Origin of the sequence: Streptomyces sp. JJ36 (assembly GCF_021696945.1) — a bacterium.
Lineage (GTDB): Bacteria > Actinomycetota > Actinomycetes > Streptomycetales > Streptomycetaceae > Streptomyces.
On the sequence record NZ_JACYHE010000039.1, the window covers coordinates 1 to 20,622 of the forward strand.

The 20,622-nt window shown below is 75.1% G+C and carries 16 protein-coding genes and 1 pseudogene; 6 read left to right on the top strand and 11 right to left on the bottom strand.

The features are described from left to right. Positions 1–392 precede the first annotated feature (392 nt). A complete protein-coding gene (locus HOY81_RS16105) occupies positions 393–1,439 on the bottom strand; it encodes a M64 family metallopeptidase (protein WP_237321111.1) in 1,047 nt (348 codons plus the stop codon). 288 nt (positions 1,440–1,727) lie between these two features. Then, positions 1,728–2,276: an RICIN domain-containing protein gene (locus tag HOY81_RS16110; RefSeq protein WP_237321112.1), complete on the bottom strand. Its 549-nt coding sequence runs from the start codon at positions 2,274–2,276 to the stop codon at positions 1,728–1,730. A gap of 317 nt (positions 2,277–2,593) precedes the next feature. Between HOY81_RS16110 and HOY81_RS16115 the strand changes: the two genes are divergently transcribed. Next, on the top strand, positions 2,594–3,310 hold the full coding sequence (locus HOY81_RS16115; RefSeq protein ID WP_237321113.1) for a hypothetical protein: 717 nt from the start codon (positions 2,594–2,596) through the stop codon (positions 3,308–3,310). A gap of 635 nt (positions 3,311–3,945) precedes the next feature. After that, positions 3,946–6,294, top strand: a complete 2,349-nt coding sequence (locus HOY81_RS16120; RefSeq protein WP_237321114.1) for a glycosyl hydrolase family 18 protein — start codon at positions 3,946–3,948, stop codon at positions 6,292–6,294. Positions 6,295–6,460: 166 nt separating this feature from the next. Here HOY81_RS16120 and HOY81_RS16125 read toward each other — a convergent pair whose 3' ends face one another. Next, a complete protein-coding gene (locus tag HOY81_RS16125) occupies positions 6,461–6,916 on the bottom strand; it encodes an SRPBCC family protein (RefSeq protein ID WP_237321115.1) in 456 nt (151 codons plus the stop codon). 403 nt (positions 6,917–7,319) lie between these two features. Here HOY81_RS16125 and HOY81_RS16130 point away from each other — a divergent pair, with 403 nt between their 5' ends. Together HOY81_RS16130 and HOY81_RS16135 are read left to right on the top strand one after the other, a co-directional pair. Then, a complete protein-coding gene (locus HOY81_RS16130; RefSeq protein WP_237321116.1) occupies positions 7,320–7,550 on the top strand; it encodes a hypothetical protein in 231 nt (76 codons plus the stop codon). A 250-nt stretch (positions 7,551–7,800) separates the two neighbouring features. Continuing rightward, entirely contained in the window at positions 7,801–8,334 is a 534-nt protein-coding gene (locus HOY81_RS16135; RefSeq protein ID WP_237321117.1) for a hypothetical protein, read from the top strand. 86 nt (positions 8,335–8,420) lie between these two features. Here the strand turns inward: HOY81_RS16135 and HOY81_RS16140 are convergent, their stop codons facing one another. Further along, positions 8,421–9,020, bottom strand: a complete 600-nt coding sequence (locus HOY81_RS16140) for a TIGR03086 family metal-binding protein (protein ID WP_237321118.1) — start codon at positions 9,018–9,020, stop codon at positions 8,421–8,423. Positions 9,021–9,073: 53 nt separating this feature from the next. Continuing rightward, positions 9,074–10,507, bottom strand: a complete 1,434-nt coding sequence (locus HOY81_RS16145) for an FAD-dependent oxidoreductase (RefSeq protein WP_237321119.1) — start codon at positions 10,505–10,507, stop codon at positions 9,074–9,076. 216 nt (positions 10,508–10,723) lie between these two features. On the opposite strand from HOY81_RS16145, the gene HOY81_RS16150 reads away from it, so the two are divergent. Together HOY81_RS16150 and HOY81_RS16155 are read left to right on the top strand one after the other, a co-directional pair. Further along, entirely contained in the window at positions 10,724–11,788 is a 1,065-nt protein-coding gene (locus HOY81_RS16150) for a trans-aconitate 2-methyltransferase (RefSeq protein WP_237321120.1), read from the top strand. Positions 11,789–11,997: 209 nt separating this feature from the next. Further along, positions 11,998–12,729: a VOC family protein gene (locus tag HOY81_RS16155; RefSeq protein WP_237321121.1), complete on the top strand. Its 732-nt coding sequence runs from the start codon at positions 11,998–12,000 to the stop codon at positions 12,727–12,729. 21 nt (positions 12,730–12,750) lie between these two features. Here HOY81_RS16155 and HOY81_RS16160 read toward each other — a convergent pair whose 3' ends face one another. The 6 genes and pseudogenes from HOY81_RS16160 to HOY81_RS16185 all read right to left on the bottom strand — a co-directional run bounded on the left by HOY81_RS16160 (position 12,751) and on the right by HOY81_RS16185 (position 20,619). After that, complete coding sequence (locus HOY81_RS16160; RefSeq protein ID WP_237321122.1) at positions 12,751–14,142, bottom strand: NADP-dependent succinic semialdehyde dehydrogenase; 1,392 nt, start codon at positions 14,140–14,142, stop codon at positions 12,751–12,753. Positions 14,143–14,206: 64 nt separating this feature from the next. After that, a complete protein-coding gene (locus tag HOY81_RS16165; protein WP_308341079.1) occupies positions 14,207–16,348 on the bottom strand; it encodes an aconitate hydratase in 2,142 nt (713 codons plus the stop codon). After that, positions 16,345–17,508, bottom strand: coding sequence for a hypothetical protein (locus HOY81_RS16170; protein WP_237321123.1), 1,164 nt, complete (start codon positions 17,506–17,508; stop codon positions 16,345–16,347). The genes HOY81_RS16165 and HOY81_RS16170 overlap by 4 nt, the downstream gene beginning before the upstream one ends. A gap of 101 nt (positions 17,509–17,609) precedes the next feature. Next, positions 17,610–19,343, bottom strand: a complete 1,734-nt coding sequence (gene polX / locus HOY81_RS16175) for a DNA polymerase/3'-5' exonuclease PolX (protein ID WP_237321124.1) — start codon at positions 19,341–19,343, stop codon at positions 17,610–17,612. Positions 19,344–19,451: 108 nt separating this feature from the next. Then, positions 19,452–20,069: pseudogene (locus HOY81_RS16180) on the bottom strand (phosphoribosyltransferase); the annotation flags it as partial. A 136-nt stretch (positions 20,070–20,205) separates the two neighbouring features. Beyond that, on the bottom strand, positions 20,206–20,619 hold the full coding sequence (locus tag HOY81_RS16185) for an HIT family protein (RefSeq protein WP_237321125.1): 414 nt from the start codon (positions 20,617–20,619) through the stop codon (positions 20,206–20,208). Positions 20,620–20,622: the final 3 nt, after the last annotated feature.

Here is a 20,622-nt window from a genome sequence, read left to right on the forward strand (position 1 = left end):
GACCGCGGCTGCGCCGCGCCAACGGGGCCGGCCCGCGGGGTCACGTCCCGGCGCCACCCGCACCGGCCGGCGTCCGCGCGGTGTCCGGACCGACGGACGGCCCGCCCGCGGGAGCCGGGCCGTCCGGGAGGCCGGGGAGCCGGTCCGCCGGCGGGCCACCAGCCTCCCCACGGCGGCTGCGCCTGACACCCCCGGGGCGTCTCTGTCACGGCTCCTGCCGGCGCGCCCTCGAAGACGATCACGGAGTGCCGCCGTCCTCCTGACGCCCGCCGAGGTGCCGCCCTGCCGCCCGACGCCCCGCCACGGGGCCGAGGAGGCGCGCGGCGCGCGAGCGCTCAGGGGGCGGTGCGTCCCCTGGGCGGTCCCGGCACGCGGGTCACCCGGCGGGCGGGTCACCCGGCGGGCGGAGAGTCCACCGCAGCGGGGGCGGCACCGCCGCCGGCCCCGGAAGTGATCTCGGCACGGACGGCGCGGTCCATGACGTCGAGCCCCACCAGGTTGAAGGGCTTGTCGAGGGTGCGCATGAGCGAGTCCTCGGAGGGCCGGTAGATGCCGTGCTCGTACTGGTGACCGCCCTCGAAGACGCCGATGGTGCCGCCGTCGGGCGTGGGACGCCCGTGGTAGGAGGCCCACTTGGCACCGCCGGGGTCGGTGGTGACGTTGGGCCGGTCCGGCTCGCCGCCGGAGTAGGCGGTCCCGGGGGTGTAGTACTCGTCGGCCAGGCCGCCGACGGAGTGGCCCAGTTCGTGGACGGCGATGCGGCCGGCCTGGGAGTTGCCGCCCGCGACGGTGGCGAGGCTGGGATAGCCCGCGCCGCCGTACTTGACGGTGTTGCCGACGGCGACGACGGCGTCGGCCTCCGGTGCCCGGGCCGCGTAGGCCTGCGCCTTGGCCTCGTCGAGACAGAGCAGCCGTTCGATGCCGCCGCAGAAGAAGCGCATGTCGAGCGCGGTGTCGCGGTCCACTCCCTGGACCGGGTCGTTGTCGACGCCGGACTCGGCCGAGACGACGTTCACCAGCCAGACGTTGACCGCGTCGCGGTGCTTCCGCCACGGCTCGGTCGCGGCGATGTCGGCCCACTTGGACTGGGCGTGACGGCGCAGCGTGCCCGCCTCGGCGGCGGTGTAGCCGTCACCGACGATCACCATGTCGAAGCGGGTGGACGAAGGCCCGGTGTGCTGGAGTGCGACGACCTCGGCCGCGGCGGCCGCGCGGCGGTCCCGGGCACCGGGCCCGGTCTCCGGCTGCGGGGGGATGCGCACGCGGGAGAGAGTGCCGTCGGGCGAGAACACCTCCCGCCACTCCCCCGGTCGCGGCTCCGGGTGGCGCTGCTCCGCGGGAGGGCGCTCGCCGGCCGTCGCCGGGCCCCCGGGGACCGCCGCGAGCGCCGGGCCCAGCAGCGCGGCCACGGTCAGGAGCACGGATCGTCTTCCGGGCATGGGATCTCCTTGCCCGGCCGGAGGGTGGGGGGTGGGAGCCGGGGTGCGCGGAGGAGCGCCCGTGCGACGTCGTCCGGCCGGTGACCGCTCACCGTAGTGAGATGTCAGGACCCTGACAAGATCACGGACATGCGCCTCCCGCACGCCGTACCGCATCACGGTACGGGGACCCGGGCGCGAGGGCCCTGCGCACGACCGGCCCCGGCGGGCACCGGGCCTGCGGGGAGGGTGTCCCTCCCCGCAGGCGCCGGGCCGCCGGGGCCGTGGCGTCGCGGCCGGAGACGAAGGTCAGACGGTCTCAGCGGTGAAGCGCTGGTGGACCAGGCCGTGGCAGTTCCACTGGATGAGCTGGGTGTAGACGGCGCCGGTGGTCGTCTGGTCCATGCACTTGCCGCTGTACTTGTTGACCAGGGTGAACTGGTTGCCGTTCTCGACCTGGACACGGGTCCAGAGCTGGTCCTCATAGCCCTTGTTGCACCCGTACCCGGCGAGCTTGTGGCCGTTCTCCACGCTGTGGTAGCCGTTCACCAGGCAGGTGCCCGAGGCCTTGTTCTTCAGCTGGAACCAGTCCCCCTGGACGGGCACCACCTCCCACTTCTGGTTCGCCCCGCCGTGCGCGGGATGCAGGATCACCTTGGTGCCGGGCGTCGGGGAGCCGTACGCCAGGTCGACCACCAGGTTCGGGTCCTTGACGGTGTGCAGTACCACGGTCTGGTTCGCCGTGGCCTCGGGAGCGGCGGGCGCCTGGGCACCGGCCGGCGTACTCACCGACAGGCCGGAGGCCGCCAGGGCGAGCAGTGCGGTGGTGCCGAGGATTCTCTTCCGGAGCGTGGACATGCGGGTCCCTTCGTCTTCGTGGGGGGGTGTTCACCGCCGGAGCGGCGGGCGCGGACCCAGCCTTCACGAGAGGAAAGCGACAGGGGAACCCTTTCCCGCCCAAACCCCCGTTTCGGGCAGGCCCGTGGCACAGCCGCCGGACCGTCGTGCGCCCGGCGTCCCGGCGGACGCGCCGGGGCGCTCCCGCGGCGCCCGCTCCGCAGCGGACACTCTGCACCACGAGGCGCCGGAGGCAGCCCCGCAGGGGTCGGTGGCCCGGCCAGGCGGGAGGTGTGCTGGGGCCATGGAGGCACGATGCACATGCGAGAGGCGAAAAGATGATCCCAGGAAGACGTGGCTCCGTCCGGCTCGGCACCTCGCTGGTAGCGCTGGTGCTCGTCACGGCCTGCGGCAGCGGCGGTGAGGAGTGGGCTCCGCCGTCAACCCCTGCGGAGGCCGAGAAGGCCACGCGAAGCACCGCGCTCACCCCCGAGCAGTGGGGCCACGGCTTCCGGCGCGCGCAGGACCTCTACGAGGGGAGCGGGAGCGTGCCGGCCCGGCCCGGCAAGGACTGCATGTGGCACATGACTCCGAAGAGCGAACGGCCGGACGCGGTGGTGCTCTCGCGGTACGTCCGTCTTCCCAGGGGTGAGGACGCCGGTGCCTCCAGCGCCGAGGCGAGCACGTCCGTGAAGGTGTACGACGAAGTGGCCCCGGCCCGCTCCTGGATGGATGCCCTGCGCGGGGCCGTCGAACGGTGCACCAGATGGAAGTACCCCACGGGGCACGTCTACGGCGACACGCGTTCCCTCAGCGTCGAGGTCGCCGGGACGGACGACGTGCTCGCCTGGGCCATGACGGTCGAGGACACGGGGGATCTCGACGACGGGGAGACCGTGGGCTGGCGCTACGTTGCGGTCACAACCCGCAAGGGGAAGGTGGTGTTCTCCGCCGGCCTCACGGCCGACCCGGATCGCCACACCCCGGCCTGGGTGCGTGACCGGGTCGTCTCCGCGTCGAAGACGATGCACGAGCGCCTCACCCACCAGGACTGACACCCGCCGGGCACCGGCTCCGGTACGGGGACTGGCCGCTCCCGCCGCACGGGCTCGGTGCGCCTCCACACCTGGCAGCGGCGTCCCTGACCCTTCGACCCCGGCGGGCGGAGGGACTCCACCGAGCGGCCTGGCCCGCCCGTCATCGCCTGATGAAGGCCGAGAGGGGTCTCGGGCGCCGAGTCAGCTCGCCGGAGAAGCCGTGGTACACGACCGGTGAGCGCACAGGGGCGCCATGCTGCACCGCGTCCTGGACAGCTCCCCTGTTTCCCGCCCGGCACGCCGGTGCGCGGGCGCAGGTGGCCATGCCCTCGTACCCGCATGCGCGAGCCTCTTGGCCGCTGCCGGGGCGCGGTTCTCTTCGCGCGCTGCCGGAGGACACCGGGGCCCCTTCCCGTGGAGGCCGCCGCGCGTTCCGCCCGTTGCGGGCCGGAGGAGGCACTCCGGGGAGAGCGGCGTCCGCTCCGGCGCGGGGGCAGGGCCGCACACCCGGATTGGTACGGACCTATTGACGCACTGGTCTAGTCCTCTTAGTGTCCATGTCACCTTCGGCCCGGAGTGCGGCCGCACGTACCGCCTCCGCCGGTCCCGCATGCGCTCCCCCTGCCCGTACGACCTCTCCAGGAGGCCAGCCCGTGTCGCCCCGCATCCGGCCCCGACACACGCTCGCCGCGGCGGCCGCAGCCGTCGCCGGGCTGTTGTTCGGCGCCCTCTCCCCCACCACCTCCCAGGCGGCCGGGGACCACGCGTCCTGCCGGCCCGACGGCCTCTACACCACCCCGGGCGTCGACGTGCCGTACTGCACGGTCTACGACGACACCGGCCGGGAGAAGATGGGCGCCGACCATCCCCGGCGCGTCATCGGCTACTTCACCGGCTGGCGTACCGGCGAGAACGGGCAGGCCCGCTACCTCGCCTCCGACATCCCGTGGGACAAGGTCACCCACCTGAACTACGCCTTCGCGCACGTCGACGGCTCGAACCGGCTCTCCGTCGGCCCCGACGGCCCGGACAACCCCGCCACCGGCATGACGTGGCCCGGCGTGGAGGGGGCCGCCATGGACCCGGACCTGCCGTACCAGGGCCACTTCAACCTGCTCAACACGTTCAAGAAGGACCACCCGCAGGTGAAGACGATGGTGTCGGTCGGCGGCTGGGCCGAGACCGGCGGCTACTTCGGGCCCGACGGCGAGCGGGTGGACTCCGGCGGCTTCTACACCATGGCCACCCACGCGGACGGCTCGGTCAACCACGCCGGCATCGAGACCTTCGCCGACTCCGCGGTGGACTTCGTCCGGACGTACGGCTTCAACGGCGTCGACATCGACTACGAGTACGCCACCTCGATGCAGGACGCGGGGAACCCGCTGGACTGGGAGGTGGCCAACGCCCGCCGCGCCGGCCTCGTGAAGGGGTACGCCGAGCTGATGCGGGTGCTGCGGGAGAAGCTGGACCGGGCCGGCGCCGCGGACGGGCAGCACTACCTGCTGACCGTGGCCGCGCCCTCCTCCGGCTACCTGCTGCGCGGCATGGAGACGTACCAGATGCAGAAGTACCTGGACTACGTCAACATCATGTCCTACGACCTGCACGGTGCCTGGAACGAGTACGTCGGCCCCAACGCCGCACTCTACGACGACGGCAGGGACGCGGAACTCGCCGCGGCCGGCGTCTACACCACCTCGCAGTACGGCGGCACCGGTTATCTCAACACCGACTGGGCATACCACTACTTCCGCGGCTCGATGCCGGCCGGGCGCATCAACATCGGCCTGCCCTACTACACCCGCGGCTGGAAGAACGTCAGCGGCGGCACCGACGGCCTGTGGGGCACCGCACCCTCCACCGACTGCCCCGCCGGCTCCGGCCTGACCGAGTGCGGCGACGGCGCCACCGGCATCGACAACCTCTGGCACGACAAGGACACCGAGGGCCGGGAGTCCCCCGCCGGGTCCAACCCGATGTGGCACGCGAAGAACCTGGAGGAGGGCATCGTCGGGGACTACGTCACCGACTACGGCCTGCCCGCGGACACCACCCTCACCGGCGACTACGTGCGCAGGTACAGCGAGGAGCTGGTCGCGCCCTGGCTGTGGAACGAGGAGAAGAAGGTCTTCCTGGCCACCGAGGACGAGCAGTCCGTCGCCGCCAAGGCGCAGTACGTGGTGGACCGGGGCATCGGCGGCACCATGGTGTGGGAGCTGGCCGGGGACTACGGCTGGGACGAGGCCGCGGGCCGGTACGGGCCCGGCGACACGCTGATGTCGCTGATGTACGAGACCTTCCGTACCGCCGCGCCCTACGGCGCGCAGCGCGCCACCACCGGACTGCCCTCCGAGGCGCTCGACATCACCACCGAGTTCACGGACTTCCCGCTCGGCGACTCGAACTACCCGATCAGCCCGGAGCTGCGGATCACCAACAACTCGGCGGTGACGCTGCCGGGCGGCACCGAGTTCCGGTTCGACTACGCCACCTCGGCGCCGGGCAACGCCAAGGACCAGTCCGGGTGGGGCCTGGAGGTGGTCCGCAGCGACCACCGCGGCCCGAACACCGGAGGGCTGGACGGCCCGTATCACCGCGTGTCGCTCTCCCTTCCCGACTGGCAGACCCTGCCGCCCGGGGAGACCGTCTCGCTGGACTTCGTCTACCACCTGCCGGTCTCCACACCGTCGAACTGGACCGTCAGCTTCGGCGGGAAGAGCTACGGGCTGGCCGGCGACCTGACCCGCGGCACCACGGTCGTGGACGGGAGCGGCGGTTCGGACGGCGGCACCGGCGGCGACGGCGGGGGCTCCGACGGCGGCTCCACCGGCGGCACCGGCGAGTGCACCGCACCGGCGTGGGACGCCTCCACCGTCTACACCGGTGACGACACCGTCGCCCACGACGGGCACACCTGGCGCGCCCAGTGGTGGACGCAGGGCGACGAGCCCGGCACCACCGGGGAGTGGGGTGTCTGGGAAGACCTCGGCACCTGCTGACCCGGGCGCCCCTCGGCGCGGCGGTGCGGGGCGGGCCCGGCGCCCGCCCCGCACCGCCGTCCCGGGGTGCCGGGGGCCGTGCCGGACGCCGCGGACCGGGCCGCGACGGAGGCCCGGCAGCCTCCGCAGCCCGGGCCGCGGGCGGCCCGACCGGCGGTCCGCCGGCTCAGGCGGTGCGCAGCAGCCGCCGCACGGTGCGGCCGAAGAGCAGTCGCCCGGCGCGGCGCAGCAGCGGGTCCAGCCGCCGGGGCAGGCCGCGCAGCCGCACCTCTTCGCGCCACTCCACGCGGCTCCGGCCGCCCGGCGGCGCCGGCGCCTCCGCCCGCACCCGGATCTCGGCCCAGCCGAGCACCACCCGGCCGCGCTTCTCCAGACGGCAGTAGCCGGAGTCCCGCCCGGGTGCGGGCGGCTCCCAGCGCACGACCTCCATCGGGTCGTCGAAGCTCAGCCGGCGCCAGCCGGTGCGCGCGGTGAAGCGGCTCCCCGGGCCGGTGGGCGGCGGGGTGAGGACGACGATCCGGGTCAGGGGCACGGCCGTGGCGTGGCGCTCCCAGTGGGTCAGACGCCGCCAGACCTCCGTCACGGGGAGGTCCGCGGAGTTCTCGATCACGAACATGGCCACGCGCCGACCCTAGCTGTGGGGAGGGGCCGCGGCACTCCGGCCGGTGAGGCGGAAGGGGAAGCACCGAGGGGGAGGGGCGCCCGGACGGCGCCCCTCCCCCTCGGGTGTGCGGTCGCAGCGCGCTCAGGACTGAGGACGCCGGCCGTGGTTGGCGGCGTTCTTACGCCGTGCCCGCTTCTTCCGGCGACGCTTCGACGACATGTCGCTTCCTCCCTGGTCGGAGACGTACACCGGGGCGTGCCGGTGTCCTTCTCGGTGATCACGGGCTCTCGTACCCCGCTGCGCCGGGCCCCACACCGTCGGGTCCCGCGTCCCTGCGGACGGGGGGCGTGCAGGCGCCGGCGAGCGCTGGACGACCGGGGTGGCCGCCCGGTGGTACCTCCCGCCGAGGCACCATGGTGGCATGAGCGATGCAGCAGACAGCACGGCAGGCGGGCGCGGCGGCGTACCGCGCGATCTGCCCGACCAGCAGGCCGGCGCCGAGACCGAGGAGGAGGCCGCCGCAGACCCCGGCGGCGCGGACGTGCCGGCCGAGGAACTGCCGGACACCGACGAGACGGGCACCGGGCCGCGCACCCCCGGCACGGAGCAGGACGACCCGGAGGCGCCCCGGCCGGACGAGCCGACGGACTGATCCGGCGAACCCGTCGGGGGCGCGCCGCCCGCTCCGGGAGGCGAGACGGACACAGCCCCGGGGTGGACAGTCGCTCGATACCTCACTCGATCGGGTGGAGCAGTGCAACCTTCGGCCCGCGTGCGGGGTCTGACGGAGTGACCACGAGGTGTGCACGGCGGCCTTCGCGGGGTTCCCGCGGAGGAGACCGGCGCCGTGCACCGCGCGCGAGATCCGTGCGCGACACCACGAGCAGAGGGGGAACACCCGTATGCGTGCTCGCAAGACACTCATCGCTGCGGCGGCCTGCGCCTTCGCATTCGTCCCGGCGGCCTCCGCCACGGCCGGCAGCGGGCCCGCGCCCGCTCCGGAGAAGCAGCGGTCCGCCGCCGGGGAGAAGTCCACCGCCCCGTCGGCCGCCGGGAACCCGCGGAGCGCGAAGGCCCGGGCGGCCGGGGTCTGCCCGGACGCCTACCAGATCGGCACCACTGCCTACGTCGACCGCGGCGGCGCCCACATCGCCTCGGTGAAGCAGTTCTACTCGCCGCAGTGCGACGAGAACTACGGCTACCTGTGGGTGTGGGACAGCTTCCGGAACACCACGGGGGACTACGACGTGAGCACGGGAATCTACAGCTACTCCCGTGACGAGTACGTCGGCAAGCGCTCCTGGACCAACAGCAACGGCCAGGAGTACTGGTCCAACCCCGCGGACACGGCGGACGAGTGCACCGCGGCCGTCGGTGCGGTGCGCAAGCCCGGGGACCCGCTGCCGAACCAGGCGGCGACCGGCAAGCGCTGCTGACCGGCGCACCGGGCGACCGGGTGCCGGGCCCGGCCGCGTCCTGCGGACCCGGGCCCGGCGCTCACCGCGTTCCGGCAGGCGCCGGCTCAGGGTTTCCAGGCCGGGTCCCGGCCGGCGAGGCCGACCGCCCGGTCCAGCGGCGGCGCGTCCTCCGGCACCGGGACCACCGGCCCGAACATCCCCTCGGTCCCCCGGCCGCCGGTCTCCTCCGCCGCACGGGTGAGGAAGGCGAGCAGGGGCTCGGCCGTGCTCCGGTCGCAGACGAAGGGCTGATCCGTGGCGCGGGCGAGGTCCCAGCCGTGGATCACCAGCTCGTCCAGGGCGACGAGTCCCATGACGGAGGCGGGCAGGACCACGCCGCCGGCTTCGGTCTCCCCCTCCCAGGCGGCGGGGTCGCGCCAGGCGGCCGCGAGCGCGTCGAGGCGCGCGGGCAGCAGGACCCGCCAGCGCGGGTCGAGGCGGGCGGCGGACGGGTCGGGCGGCGCCGTGGGCCCGCCGGCCTTCTCGGCGGCGTCCCGGAAGGCCAGGGTCAGGTCCATCAGATGGGCCAGCAGGTCCCCGACGGTGTACTCCGGGCACGGCGTGGGCCGGCCCAGCTCGCCGTCGTCGACCCCGTTCAGCAGGGCGGCGACCTCGGCGGCCGCGGCGTCGAGGCCGGGGCGGGTCCCGGGCATGGTCTCGGGCATGGGGTGCTCCTCCGCTCGGTGTCACCGGTACCGACACCGGGCGGGACGGAAACTCATCGCCGGGCCGCCGGCGGCGGCCCGGCGGCGGGCGCCGGGTCCCCGCCGAGCGCAGCGAGGACCGCCGCGGCCGCGGTCTCCCCGGAGCGCACGGCGCCGTCGAGATAGCCGTAGCCGGTGGTGGCCGTCTCGGTGCCGGCGAAGTGGAGCGGCCCGACGGCGGGGCGCAGCACCCGGCCGAAGTCCGTCCAGCCGTTGGGCGGGAAATACCCCGCGTAGCAGCCGCCGCTGTACGGCTCCGCGGCCCAGCTGTGGTCGAGGTACTGGTCGGGCCGGGCAGCGGCCTCCCCGAAGTACCGGCGCAGGCAGGCGAGCACGGCCCGGCGCCGTTCGGCCGGCGGCCGGGCACCGAGGCTGCGGGCCTGACGGCCCTCGAGGAAGCCGAGCAGCACACCGGGGCTGCCGCCGGGCGGCGTCGCGTCGAAGGTGACCTTGACCGGTCCGGCGGGGCTGGTCACCTGCCCGGTGAGGCCGCGGTCGCGCCAGAAGGGGGCCGGGTAGACGGCGTGGCACTTGACGACGGTGCCCTGCGGCATCCGCTGGTGGAGCTGGTGCCGGAGCGCGGGCAGCTCCGGTGCGAAGCCGATACGGGCGAGGAGGTTGGGGGCGAGAGCGAGCACCGCGCGGCGGGACCGCACGGTACGCCCGCCGGGGAGGGCGAGCTCCACGCGTCCGTCCCGCACGGTGACCCGGTGCACCGGAGCGTCCAGCAGCGGCGGCCGGCGCAGCGCCGCGGCGAGGGTGAGAGCCAGGGCCTGGGTGCCGCCGACGACCCGCTCCTGCTGGGCGCCGCCGCGCACGCTGGTGAGAGCGTCGAAACCGCCGTTGGAGCGGATGTAGAACAGCACGTGCAGCAGCGAGAGATCGGCGGGGTGAGCGGCCCAGACGGCCTCGACGGCGAGCTGCAGCAGGGCGCGCCCACCGCGGGTGCGCAGGTTCCGCGCGGCCCAGGCGGCGACCGTCTGCCGGTCCCAGGAGGCGGCCCGGCGGGCGGTCCACGGCATGTCGAGGGGCACGGTGCGCGCCATCCGGTCCAGCCGGAGCTGGGCCTGGGTGAGGTCGGCCAGCATCAGCGGCCCGAGCCGGGGGAAGACGCCGCGGTAGCGGTGCATCCGCCCCCGGTGCTCGGAGAGGTTGTCGCCCTCGTCGTAGGTGGGATGGGTCGACAGGCCCAGCTCGCCGACGAGGGAGAGCACCCGGTCCTGACCCGGGCCGAGCCAGCCGGCGCCCAGATCGAGCACCGCGGACTCCCCGTCCCGCACGGCCGGGTGGTCCAGCGGGTGACTGAGGGTGCGGCCGCCGACGCGCGGGCGGGCCTCGACGACCACGGTGTCCGCACCGGCCTGTTCCAGCCGACGGGCGGCGGTCAGGCCGGCCAGGCCGGCGCCGACGACGGCGACGTCCGTATCGAGCGGTGCGGCAGCGGCCACGACGTACCCCCGTCGGCAGCAGGACTCCGGGTGTCCGATGCTGCACGGAACGCAATCGTCCGGCAAGGGGAGCGGCCGCGCACGGAGGGGGCTTTCCCGGAACCGGCAACGCCCTTTGCCCCGGTCCGGGGGAGCGGTGCACGCTCCGGGCGAACGGTGCGGGACAGCCGTACGGAACCGCCGGTACGGGCCCGCCGGGAGACGGAGGCGTACGACGTGACGACGGAACGGGAAGCAGGGGCGGCCGCCGCCCGGGGAGACGGCCACGGGCACGGGCCCGCCCCCGGGCACGGCCACGCACACAAGCACGGGCACGGGCACGGCGGGACGGACATCGACTGGGCCCGGATGGCGGACATGCTGGAGCGGGAGGGCGAGCTCTTCGCGGAGCCCGTCGGGCGCGCCGCCCGCTGGCTGGCCGGGCTGCTCGCCCCCGCCCCGGACAGCGGGGGCCCCGGCCCCGCGGCCGGGCAGGACGGGCAGGACGGGCAGGAGAGGCAGGTCGGCCGGGACGGCCAGACCGCCGAGGACGCAGCCCCGGCGGTGCGCTGGGTGGTGGACGCGGGCAGCGGGCCGGGCGTCTTCTCCTGCCTGCTGGCCCGGGCGTTCCCGGAGGCCGAGGTGGTGGCCGTGGACGGTTCGCCCGAGCTGCTGGAGCGGGCGCGGGAGCGGGCCCGCCGGGAAGGACTCGGGGACCGGGTGACGGCCCGGGCCGGGGAGCTGCCGGAGGTGCTGGCCGAGGTGGGCGACGCAGACGTCGTCTTCAGCAGCCGTGCCGTCCACCATCTGGGGGATCAGCAGGCGGTCCTGGACCGGATGGCGGGCATGCTGCGGCCGGGCGGCCTGCTGGCCGTCGCCGAGGGCGGTCTGCCGCAGCGCTTCCTGCCGCGCGACTTCGGCCTGGGCCGTCCGGGTTTCCAGGCCCGGCTGGAGGCGGCGACGGAGGAATGGTTCGCGGAGATGCGCGCCGAGCTGCCGGGGGCGCGGGAGGTCGTCGAGGACTGGCCGCGGATGCTGAGCACGGCGGGACTGGTGCCGGCCGGGAGCCGGACGTTCCTGCTGGACCTGCCGGCGCCGCTGGGCTCGACGGCGCGGGAGTACCTGTACGACAACCTGGCCGGGCTGCGGGACCGGATCGCGGACCGGCTGGACGGCCAGGACCGGGAGACGCTGGCGGCCCTGGTGGAGGGCGACGCCTGCACGGGCGTCCTGTGGCGGCCCGACGCCTTCTGTCTGGCCGCCCGTACGGTGCATGCGGCGCGGGCGGTCGCGGCGCGCTGAGCGCCGCCCGTACCGGGCGCGGGCTCCCCGGAGTCGATAGAGTACGAACGGAGCAAAGGGGGGCACACGACGCGCGCGCACCGCGCGGGGTGGGCGCGCGGTCAGCACGCCGCACGCCGGCCCGGCGTACCGGGGCGGGCCCGGGAAGCGAAGCGAGGTGATCGGGAGTGTCCCCCGCACTGCACCCCGTGAGCGGAGCGCCCTGCTGGGTGAGCCTCGCCACGAACAGCCTGGACATGGCCGAGGGCTTCTACGGGGCCGTCCTGGGCTGGACCTTCCGTCCCGGCAGGCTCGGCGAGGAGTTCCGGGTCGCCATGGCGGAGGGGGTGCCGGTGGCCGGCATCGCCGAGGTGACCCGGACCCTGGGGGTGCCGGTGGCGTGGACGCCGTTCTTCGCCGTGGACGACGCGGACACGGTGGCGGCGCGGGTCCGGGAACGGGTGGCGACGGTCGCGGTCGGGCCGCTGGCCCTCGGGGACGGCCGCGGCGCGCTCGCCGCAGATCCGGACGGGGCGACCTTCGGTTTCTGGGAGGGCCCGGTGCACGCGAGCTGGGACGTGGCACAGGGTGCCCCGCCGGCGCGGCTGGAGCTGCGCACCCGGGACGCCTTCGCCGCCGCGCTCTTCTACGGCGAGGTCTTCGAGTGGGCCGCGGACGCGCCGGGCCGCTGCGAGGTGGAGTACCGGGAGGGCGGCGTGCAGATCGAGTGTGCCGGGCACACCGTGGCGACGCTGCGCGGCGGCGCCGTGGAGGCGGCACCGGATCCGCATGTGCGGCCGCGCTGGCACGTGTCGTTCTCCGTGGACGACGTGGACGACACGGTGAAGGCGGCGGTGGAGGCCGGCGGCTCGGTGACGGACGGGCCCCGGGACGTGCCCGGCGGGCGGACCGCGGGCCTGCGCGACCGGCAGGGCGGGCTGTTCACCGTCGCTGCCCGCTGACGGGTGACCGCGGACCGTCCCTCAGGGCCCGTACCAGAGTGTCGTCGTGTTGCAGAACTCCCGCATGCCGTGCCCGGAGAGCTCCCGCCCGTAGCCGGAGTGCTTGACGCCGCCGAACGGGAGGCCGGGGTGCGAGGCGGTCATGCCGTTGAAGTAGACGCCACCGGCCTCCAGGTCCCGGGCGCAGCGGTCCATCTCCTCCTCGTCGCGGGTCCAGACGTTGGAGCTGAGGCCGAAGGAGGTGGCATTGGCCAGGGAGAGCGCCTCGTCGAGGCCGGAGACCCGGTAGAGGGCCGCCACCGGGCCGAAGGTCTCCTCGCGGTGGATGCGCATGGCGGGGGTGACTCCGGAGAGCACGGTCGGCTCGAAGAACCAGCCGCGGGTGTGGTTCTCCGGCCGGCCGCCGCCGCAGAGCAGCTCGGCGCCCTGCCGCCGTGCCTCCTCGACCAGCTCCTCCAGGGTCTGCCGGCCGCGTTCCACGGCGAGCGGGCCGACCTCGGTCCGCTCGTCCATCGGGTCCCCGACGGCCAGGGAGGTCATGGCGCGTACGAAGCGCCGGGTGAAGTCCTCGTGGACGTCGGCGTGCACCAGGAACCGCTTGGCGGCGATGCAGGACTGGCCGTTGTTCTGCACCCGGGCGGTCACGGCGGTGCGGGCGGCCCGGTCGAGGTCGGCGGAGGGCAGCACCAGGTACGGGTCGCTGCCGCCGAGTTCCAGCACGGTCTTCTTGACCACGTCGCCGGCGATGGAGGCGACGGACCGGCCGGCCTCCTCGCTGCCGGTGACGGTGGCGGCGGCGATCCGCGGGTCGCGGAGGATGCCGGCGACGGCGTCCGAGCCGATCAGCAGGGTCTGGAAGCAGCCGGCGCGGTAGCCCGCGCGGCGGAACAGGTCCTCGAGGTAGAGGGCGGTCTGCGGCACGTTCGAGGCGTGCTTCAGCAGGCCGACGTTGCCCGCCATGAGCGCGGGCGCGGCGAAGCGGATCACCTGCCAGAGCGGGAAGTTCCACGGCATCACGGCCAGCACCGGCCCCAGCGGCCGGTAGCGCACCACGGCGCGGGCGGCGCCGGAGTCCGCCACGTCCTCCGGGCGGGGGTGCTCGTCGGCCAGCTCCTCGGCGGCGTGCGCGGCGTACCAGCGCATCGCCTTGACGCACTTGGCGGTCTCGGCGCGGGCGGCGGTCAGCGGCTTGCCCATCTCCAGGGTGACGGTGCGGGCCGCGTCCTCGGCGTCCTCCTCCAGCAGGTCGGCGGCGCGGGAGAGGAGCCGGGAGCGGTGCTCGAGGGAGGTGGTGCGGTGCTCGGCGAAGGCGTCCGCGGCCCGTTCCAGCCGCTGCTCGATCTCCTCGGCGCCGAGTGCGTCGTAGGTCTTGAGGGTCTCTCCGGTGGCCGGGTTGACGGTGGCGATCGGCACAGCGGCCCTCCTCTCGGTCGCTCGGGCTCCGCAGGGCCTCCCGGGTGCCCCGCCCGACCGGCGGCTACTCCTGCGGGCCGGTGGCGGGCGGAGCGGGGTGTTCCGCGGCCCGCTCCGCGGCGAGCGCGGGGATGATGCCGCCGGCCAGCACGGTGTCGCGCTGCCGCGGCGAGAGCCGGTGGTGCACGCGGTACTCCTCGTCCCGGGTGAGGTTGCGGACCCGCAGCGCCGCGGGGGCGCCGGGAGCGAGCGCGCCGTGCAGCCCGTCCAGGCGCAGCCGGTCGCCCGGCTCGATCCGGTCCCGGTCCTCCGGCGTGTCGAACTCCAGCGCGAGAATGCCGAAGTTGGCCAGGTTCTGCCAGTGGATACGGGCGAAGGACCGGGCGAGCACGGCGCGCAGCCCGAGGTGGCGCGGGGTGATCGCGGCGTGCTCGCGGGAGGAGCCCTGCCCGTAGTTGTCGCCGCCGACCACGAAGTGCGGCCCGCCGGTCTCGCGCGCCCGGCGGGGGTAGTCCGGGTCGAGCCGGGTGAAGGTGAAGTCGGCGAGCCGGGGGATGTTGGAGCGGTAGGGCAGGGCGCGGGCTCCGGCCGGGGAGATCTCGTCCGTGGAGACGTCGTCGCCGGCCGTGAGCAGCACCGGGCCCTCCAGGGTGTCCGGCAGCGAGTCGAGCTCCGGGAGGGCGGAGATGTTGGGCCCGCGTTCCAGAGGTACGCCGGCGGCCTCCTCCGGCGGCGGGGGCGGCTCCAGAGCGGCGGTGTTCACGGTGGCCCGCTCGGGCGGCGTGAAGTCCGGCGGCCGGGCGCCCTCGCCGGCGGCCCAGTCGCGGGGGTCGGTGAGGACGCCGGTGAGCGCGGAGGCCGCGGCGGTCTCCGGCGAGCAGAGCCAGACGGAGTCCTCCTCGGTGCCGGAGCGCCCGGGGAAGTTCCGCGGAAAGGTGCGCAGCGAGTTGCGCCCGGCGGCGGGCGCCTGGCCCATGCCGATGCAGCCCAGGCAGCCTGCCTGGTGGATGCGGGCGCCGGCGCCGATCAGGTCGAGGGTGCCGCCGGAACGGGTGAGGTCCTGGAGGATCTCCCGGGAGGTCGGGTTGACGTCCAGGCTGACCCCTGGGGCGGTCTGCCGGCCGCGGACCATGCCGGCGACGACGGCGAAGTCGCGCAGCCCGGGGTTGGCCGAGGAGCCGACGACCGCCTGGGCGACGGGGACGCCGGCGGCCTCCCGTACCGGGACCACGTTGCCGGGTGAGGAGGGGCGGGCGACGAGCGGCTCCAGGGCCGACAGGTCGATCTCCTCCTCGACGTCGTAGCGCGCGGCGGGCCCCGGCAGGACCGGGGTGAAGTCCTCCTCGCGGCCCTCGGCGCGCAGGAAGTCCCGTACCGCGTCGTCGGCGGGGAAGACGCTGGTGGTGGCGCCGAGCTCGGCTCCCATGTTGGCGATGACGTGCCGGTCCATCGCGGTCAGGGAGGCGAGTCCGGGCCCGTGGTACTCGATGATCCGGTCGACGCCGCCCTGCACTCCGTGCCGGCGCAGCATCTCCAGAATGACGTCCTTCGCGCTCACCCAGGGCGGCAGCTCCCCGGTCAGCCGCACCCCCCAGATGTGCGGCATCCGCAGGTGGAGGGGGCGGCCGGCCATGGCCAGGGCGACCTCGAGGCCGCCCACGCCGACGGCGAGCATGCCCAGCGACCCGGCCGCGCAGGTGTGCGAGTCCGACCCCGCGAGGGTGCGGCCGGGGACGCCGAAACGCTGCATGTGGGTGGGGTGGGAGACGCCGTTCCCGGGCTTGGAGTACCAGACGCCGAAGCGGCGAGCAGCGGAGCGCAGGAAGGCGTGGTCCTCGGCGTTGCGCTCGTCGGTCTGCAGCAGGTTGTGGTCCACGTACTGCACGCTGAGCTCGGTGCGGACCCGGTCCAGGCCCAGCGCCTCCAGCTCCTGCATGACGAGGGTGCCGGTGGCGTCCTGGGTGAGGGTCTGGTCGATCCGCAGCCCGATCTCCTCGCCGGGCTCCATGGTGCCGGAGACCAGGTGGGCGGCGATGAGGCGGCGGGCGACGGAGCCGGTGGCCCGGCCGCCCGCCTGCCCCTCGCCGGCCTGGGCCGTCTCTGCGGTCTCTGCCGCCCCGCGGGCCTCGGCGGTCCCGGCGGACTCCGCCGTCTCACCGGCCGGCCCGGCGTCCCGGGCGGCGCGGCCGGTCGGGGTACGGCTCACGCGGGCTCCCTCCGGCTGACCGTCCAGCGCAGCACCGCACCGCAGCCGCCGGCCGGCCCGGCCATGCCGTCCGGGATGCGCAGCACGTCCGCGTCGCAGGCCGCGGCCGCGCGTACCAGGGCGTCGTCGGCCCGCGCGGACTGCGGGTTGGCCACCCCCGCGGAGCGGGCCTCGGAGCGGCGGACGGCGATGTCGTCACCGCCGGGCCCGATCCACACCTCACGGCCCATGTCGGGCCCGTCCTCGGCGAGCAGCAGGGTGGCGAGCTGGTGGCTGCGGGCGGCCTCGACGACCGCCGGCACGCCCTCGGCGGCCTGCCCGGGCCCCAGCACGCCCTCGGGGGTGCGTTCCCCCGGGCGACCACGGGCGGCGCGGAAGGTGTCGACGGCGTCCTCCAGGTGGCGCCGGGTGTGCGCGGCGCGGGCCCGGGTGACCTCCCGCTCCAGCAGGTTGCCGGCGGCGTGGGACTGCCGGCTGCCCCCGGCGGCCTCCACGGTGACGTTGCGGAGCTGCTCCGGCAGGCGCTGCAGGACGGCGCGGCGCTCCCGGGCCTCGCCGGCGAGCAGGGCGAGCTGTGCGCCGGTGTGCGGCCAGTGACGGGCGAGGGTGGAGGCGATGATCTCCGCGGTCTGCTCCCAGCCCTGCTCGACCTTGTTGCGGTAGTGCCACTCGTAGCGGTCGGCGGGGATGCTGCGGTGGCCGCGGGCGCGCCACTCGGTGCCCTCGACGCTGCCGAGCGGTTCCCGGCCCTGGGCGCCGAAGAGCTCCAGGTCCGCCCCGGTGGTGTCGATGCGGGCGACCAGGCAGGGCGGGTCGTCGGCGTAGAGCCCGGCGAGCGGCGCGATGTGCGGCAGCGTCCGCCAGGTGGCCTCGGAGGCGGGGGGCACGGACGTCAGCGGCAGGTCCAGGACGACCTCGGCTCCGGCGGCGAAGAGCGCCCGGCCGGGCGGCGCGCCGCTGACCGGCTCGGCGTCCAGCCGCTTGGCGAGGGCCTCGCGCGTGTAGGGGTCGGCGCCGGCCTCGTCGAGCTGTGCGAGAACGGAGCGGTTGCGCAGCTCCTGCTGCTTGGCTGCGTCCTGGGTGGCCCGGGTGGTGTCGAGGTACACCGAGGCCCAGGGGCCCGGACGGTCGAAGAGCGGTGTCAGGAAGCCGGTTTCCATGATCTCCCCCAGCCTCGGGGTCGCTGGTCTGCACCGGCCGCGCCGGTGTTCTCTCTTGTCCGCTGCGTGCTGTCTCGTCCGCGGTGGCCACTGGCGCGCGGTCAGTCGCGCGGGCCGCTCTTGTCGAGGAACCTCCGCAGCCGCGGCAGCGGCCACGTGTTGATCACGTCCTCCGCCGTGAGCCAGCCTCGCTGCGCGGTACCCACGCCGAAGCGGAGGTAATCCAGGTCCGGCACGGAGTGGGCGTCGGTGTCGACGGCGAACTTCACCCCGTGGCGCCGGGCGCGCAGGATGTGGTCGTCGCAGAGGTCGAGCCGGTTGGGGTGGGCGTTGATCTCCAGAGCGGTGCCCGTGCGGGCGCAGGCGGCGAAGACCTCGTCCAGGTCGGCGTCGATCGCGGCCCGCTTGCCGATGATCCGGGTGGTGGGGTGGCCGATGATGTTGACCCGGGGGTTCTCGCAGGCCCTCACCAGCCGCCGGGTGAGGGCGTCGCGGGACTGGCCGAAGTGCGAGTGCACCGAGGCCACGCACACGTCGAAGCCGCGCAGGAACTCCTCGGGCCAGTCGACGCCGCCGTCCGGGTCGATGTTGAGCTCGGTGCCGTGCAGCAGCCGCATGCGGTGGTGCCGCCCGTCGAGAGCCCGGACGGCGTCGCGCTGCCGGAGCATCTTCTCGTCGGTCATCCGCTGCATGACCAGGTCGGGTGCGTGGTCGGTGACGGCGTAGTAGCGCAGCCCGCGGCGGGCGGCGGCGCGCACCATCTCCTCCAGCGGGGCGAGGCCGTCGGTGAGGTCGGTGTGGGTGTGCAGGTCGCCGCGGACGGCGGCCCCGGGCAGCAGGGCGGGCAGCTCGCCGCGGAGGGCGGCCTCGATCTCGCCGCGGTCCTCGCGGAGCGGCGGCGGGATCCACGGCAGGCCGAGGCGGGCGTAGATCTCCTCCTCGGTACGGGAGGTGATCTTCCGGCTGCTCCTGGCGTGGAACAGCCCGTACTCGGAGAGCTTGAGCTTGCGGTGCACGGCGCGTTCCCGGAGCCGGATGTTGTGCGCCTTGGACCCGGTGAAGTAGAGCAGGCCCGCGCCCCAGGCGTCCGGGGGCACCACGCGCAGGTCGATCTGGAGCCCGTCGGCGGTGCGGACCGAGGTCTTCTTGGCGCCGCGGGCGACGGTCTCCGCGGCGTACGGCATCCCGGTGAAGGCCGCCATGAAGGGTTCGGCCCGGCGGGCGGCCACCAGGACGTCCACGTCGCCGATGGTCTCCCGCATGCGCCGCAGCGAGCCGGCGTAGGCGCACTCCTCGCAGCCGTCGAGGGAGGAGAGCGTGGCCACCACGTCCTCGGCGACCTCCATGGCCTGGTTGATGCGGACCCGGCCGCCGGAGGACCGGAGGATGTCGATGCCGTGCAGGATGTTCTCCTCGGTGCGCGGCCCGAAGCCCTTGAGGCCGCGCAGCCGTCCGGCCTCGATGGCGTCGCGCAGTCCGGGGACCGAGGCGATGCCGAGGTCCTCGTAGAGGGTGAGCGCCTTCTTGGGGCCGAGCGTGGGAATGGCCATGAGTTCCCGTACGCCCTGCGGGATGCGGCCGCGCGCCTCCTCCACGGCCGGCAGGGTGCCGGTACGCAGGTACGCGTCGACCTTGTCGGCGATGGAGCGCCCGACGCCGGGGATGTCGCGGAGCCCGGCCGCGTCGAGGCCGGCCACGTCGGCGTGGTGGCCGCCGATCGCGCGGGCGGCCTTCTCGTAGGCGCGTGCCTTGAAGGCGTCTCCGCCGGTGATCAGCAGAAGGTCGGCGTACTCCTTCAGCAGCGCCTCGACGTCCTTGTTGGCGCGTGCTGCCACGCCTCCAGGATAGGTGCGGGGCGGGCGGGGCGCGCTCCGCAGCGGCGGCCGGGCAAGGGGGCCGGGAGCCGCCGCCGGCGCTCAGAAGCCGGCGGCCGGGGAACCGCCGACCAGCGCGACGACCTCTTCGTCGGTGGTCTGCCCGAAGTCCTCGTACCACTCCCCCACCGAGAAGAAGACGGCCGGGGTGTCCAGGCAGACCACCTCGTCGACCTCGCCGCGCAGCCGTGCGGCGGTGTCGGTGGGGGCCACGGGCACGGCCAGGACCACCCGGGCCGCACCGTGCGCGGCGGCCACCTGGCAGGCGGCGGAGGCGGTGGCGCCGGTGGCGATGCCGTCGTCCACCACGATCGCCGTGCAGCCGGCGAGCGGGACGCGTGCACGGTCGCCGCGGAACCGCTCGGCCTGGCGCCGGAGCTCGTCGCGGGCGGCCCGCTCGGTCTCGTCGAGTTCGTCCTGGGCGGCGCCGGCGGCCGCCGCGACGCCGTCGTGGACCACGCGGACGCCGTCCTCGCTGATGGCGCCGTAGGCCAGCTCACGGTGGTGGGGCATGCCGAGCTTGCGGACGAGGATGACGTCCAGCGGCGCGCCGAGCGCGCGGGCGACCTCGGCGGCGACGGGCACCCCGCCGCGTGGCAGGCCGAGGACCACGGGCTGCTCGGGCGGGTGCTCGCGCAGGCGCTCCCCGAGCAGCCGTCCGGCCTCGGTGCGGTTGGTGAACCTCATGGTGCGCTCCCGCTGCTGGGTCCGGCGGCCCCGGCACACGGGCGCGGTGCCCGCGGCCGCCGGGGGCCGCTTCCGTCCGCCTTCCACGCAAGTCGATCGCGCGGCGAAGCGCAAACGGTGGCCGGGCGGTGGCCGTTCAGGGCTTCAGGGCGGCGCGCACCCGGGCCGCGGTGGCACGGGCCTGGTCCTCGTCGGCGTACCGGGTACGGGGCCAGAAGAAGCCGCGCAGCCCGTCCTTGCGGTTGCGCGGCACCACGTGCACATGGAAGTGCGGCACGGACTGGCTGACGCGGTTGTTGGCGGCGACGAAGGAGCCGGCGGCGGCCATGCCCTCCTCGACGGCGCGGGCGACGCGGCGGACCCGGCCGAAGAACGGGCCGAGTTCGTCCTCGGCGAGGTCGGTCAGGGTCTGGGCGTGCCGGCGCGGCACCACCAGCACGTGCCCGGGGAAGAGCGGCCGGGTGTCCAGGAAGGCGACCGCGACCTCGTCCTCGAGCACGTGGTGGGCGGGCCGGTCGCCGGCGGCGATCGCGCAGAAGGTGCACTCCATGCG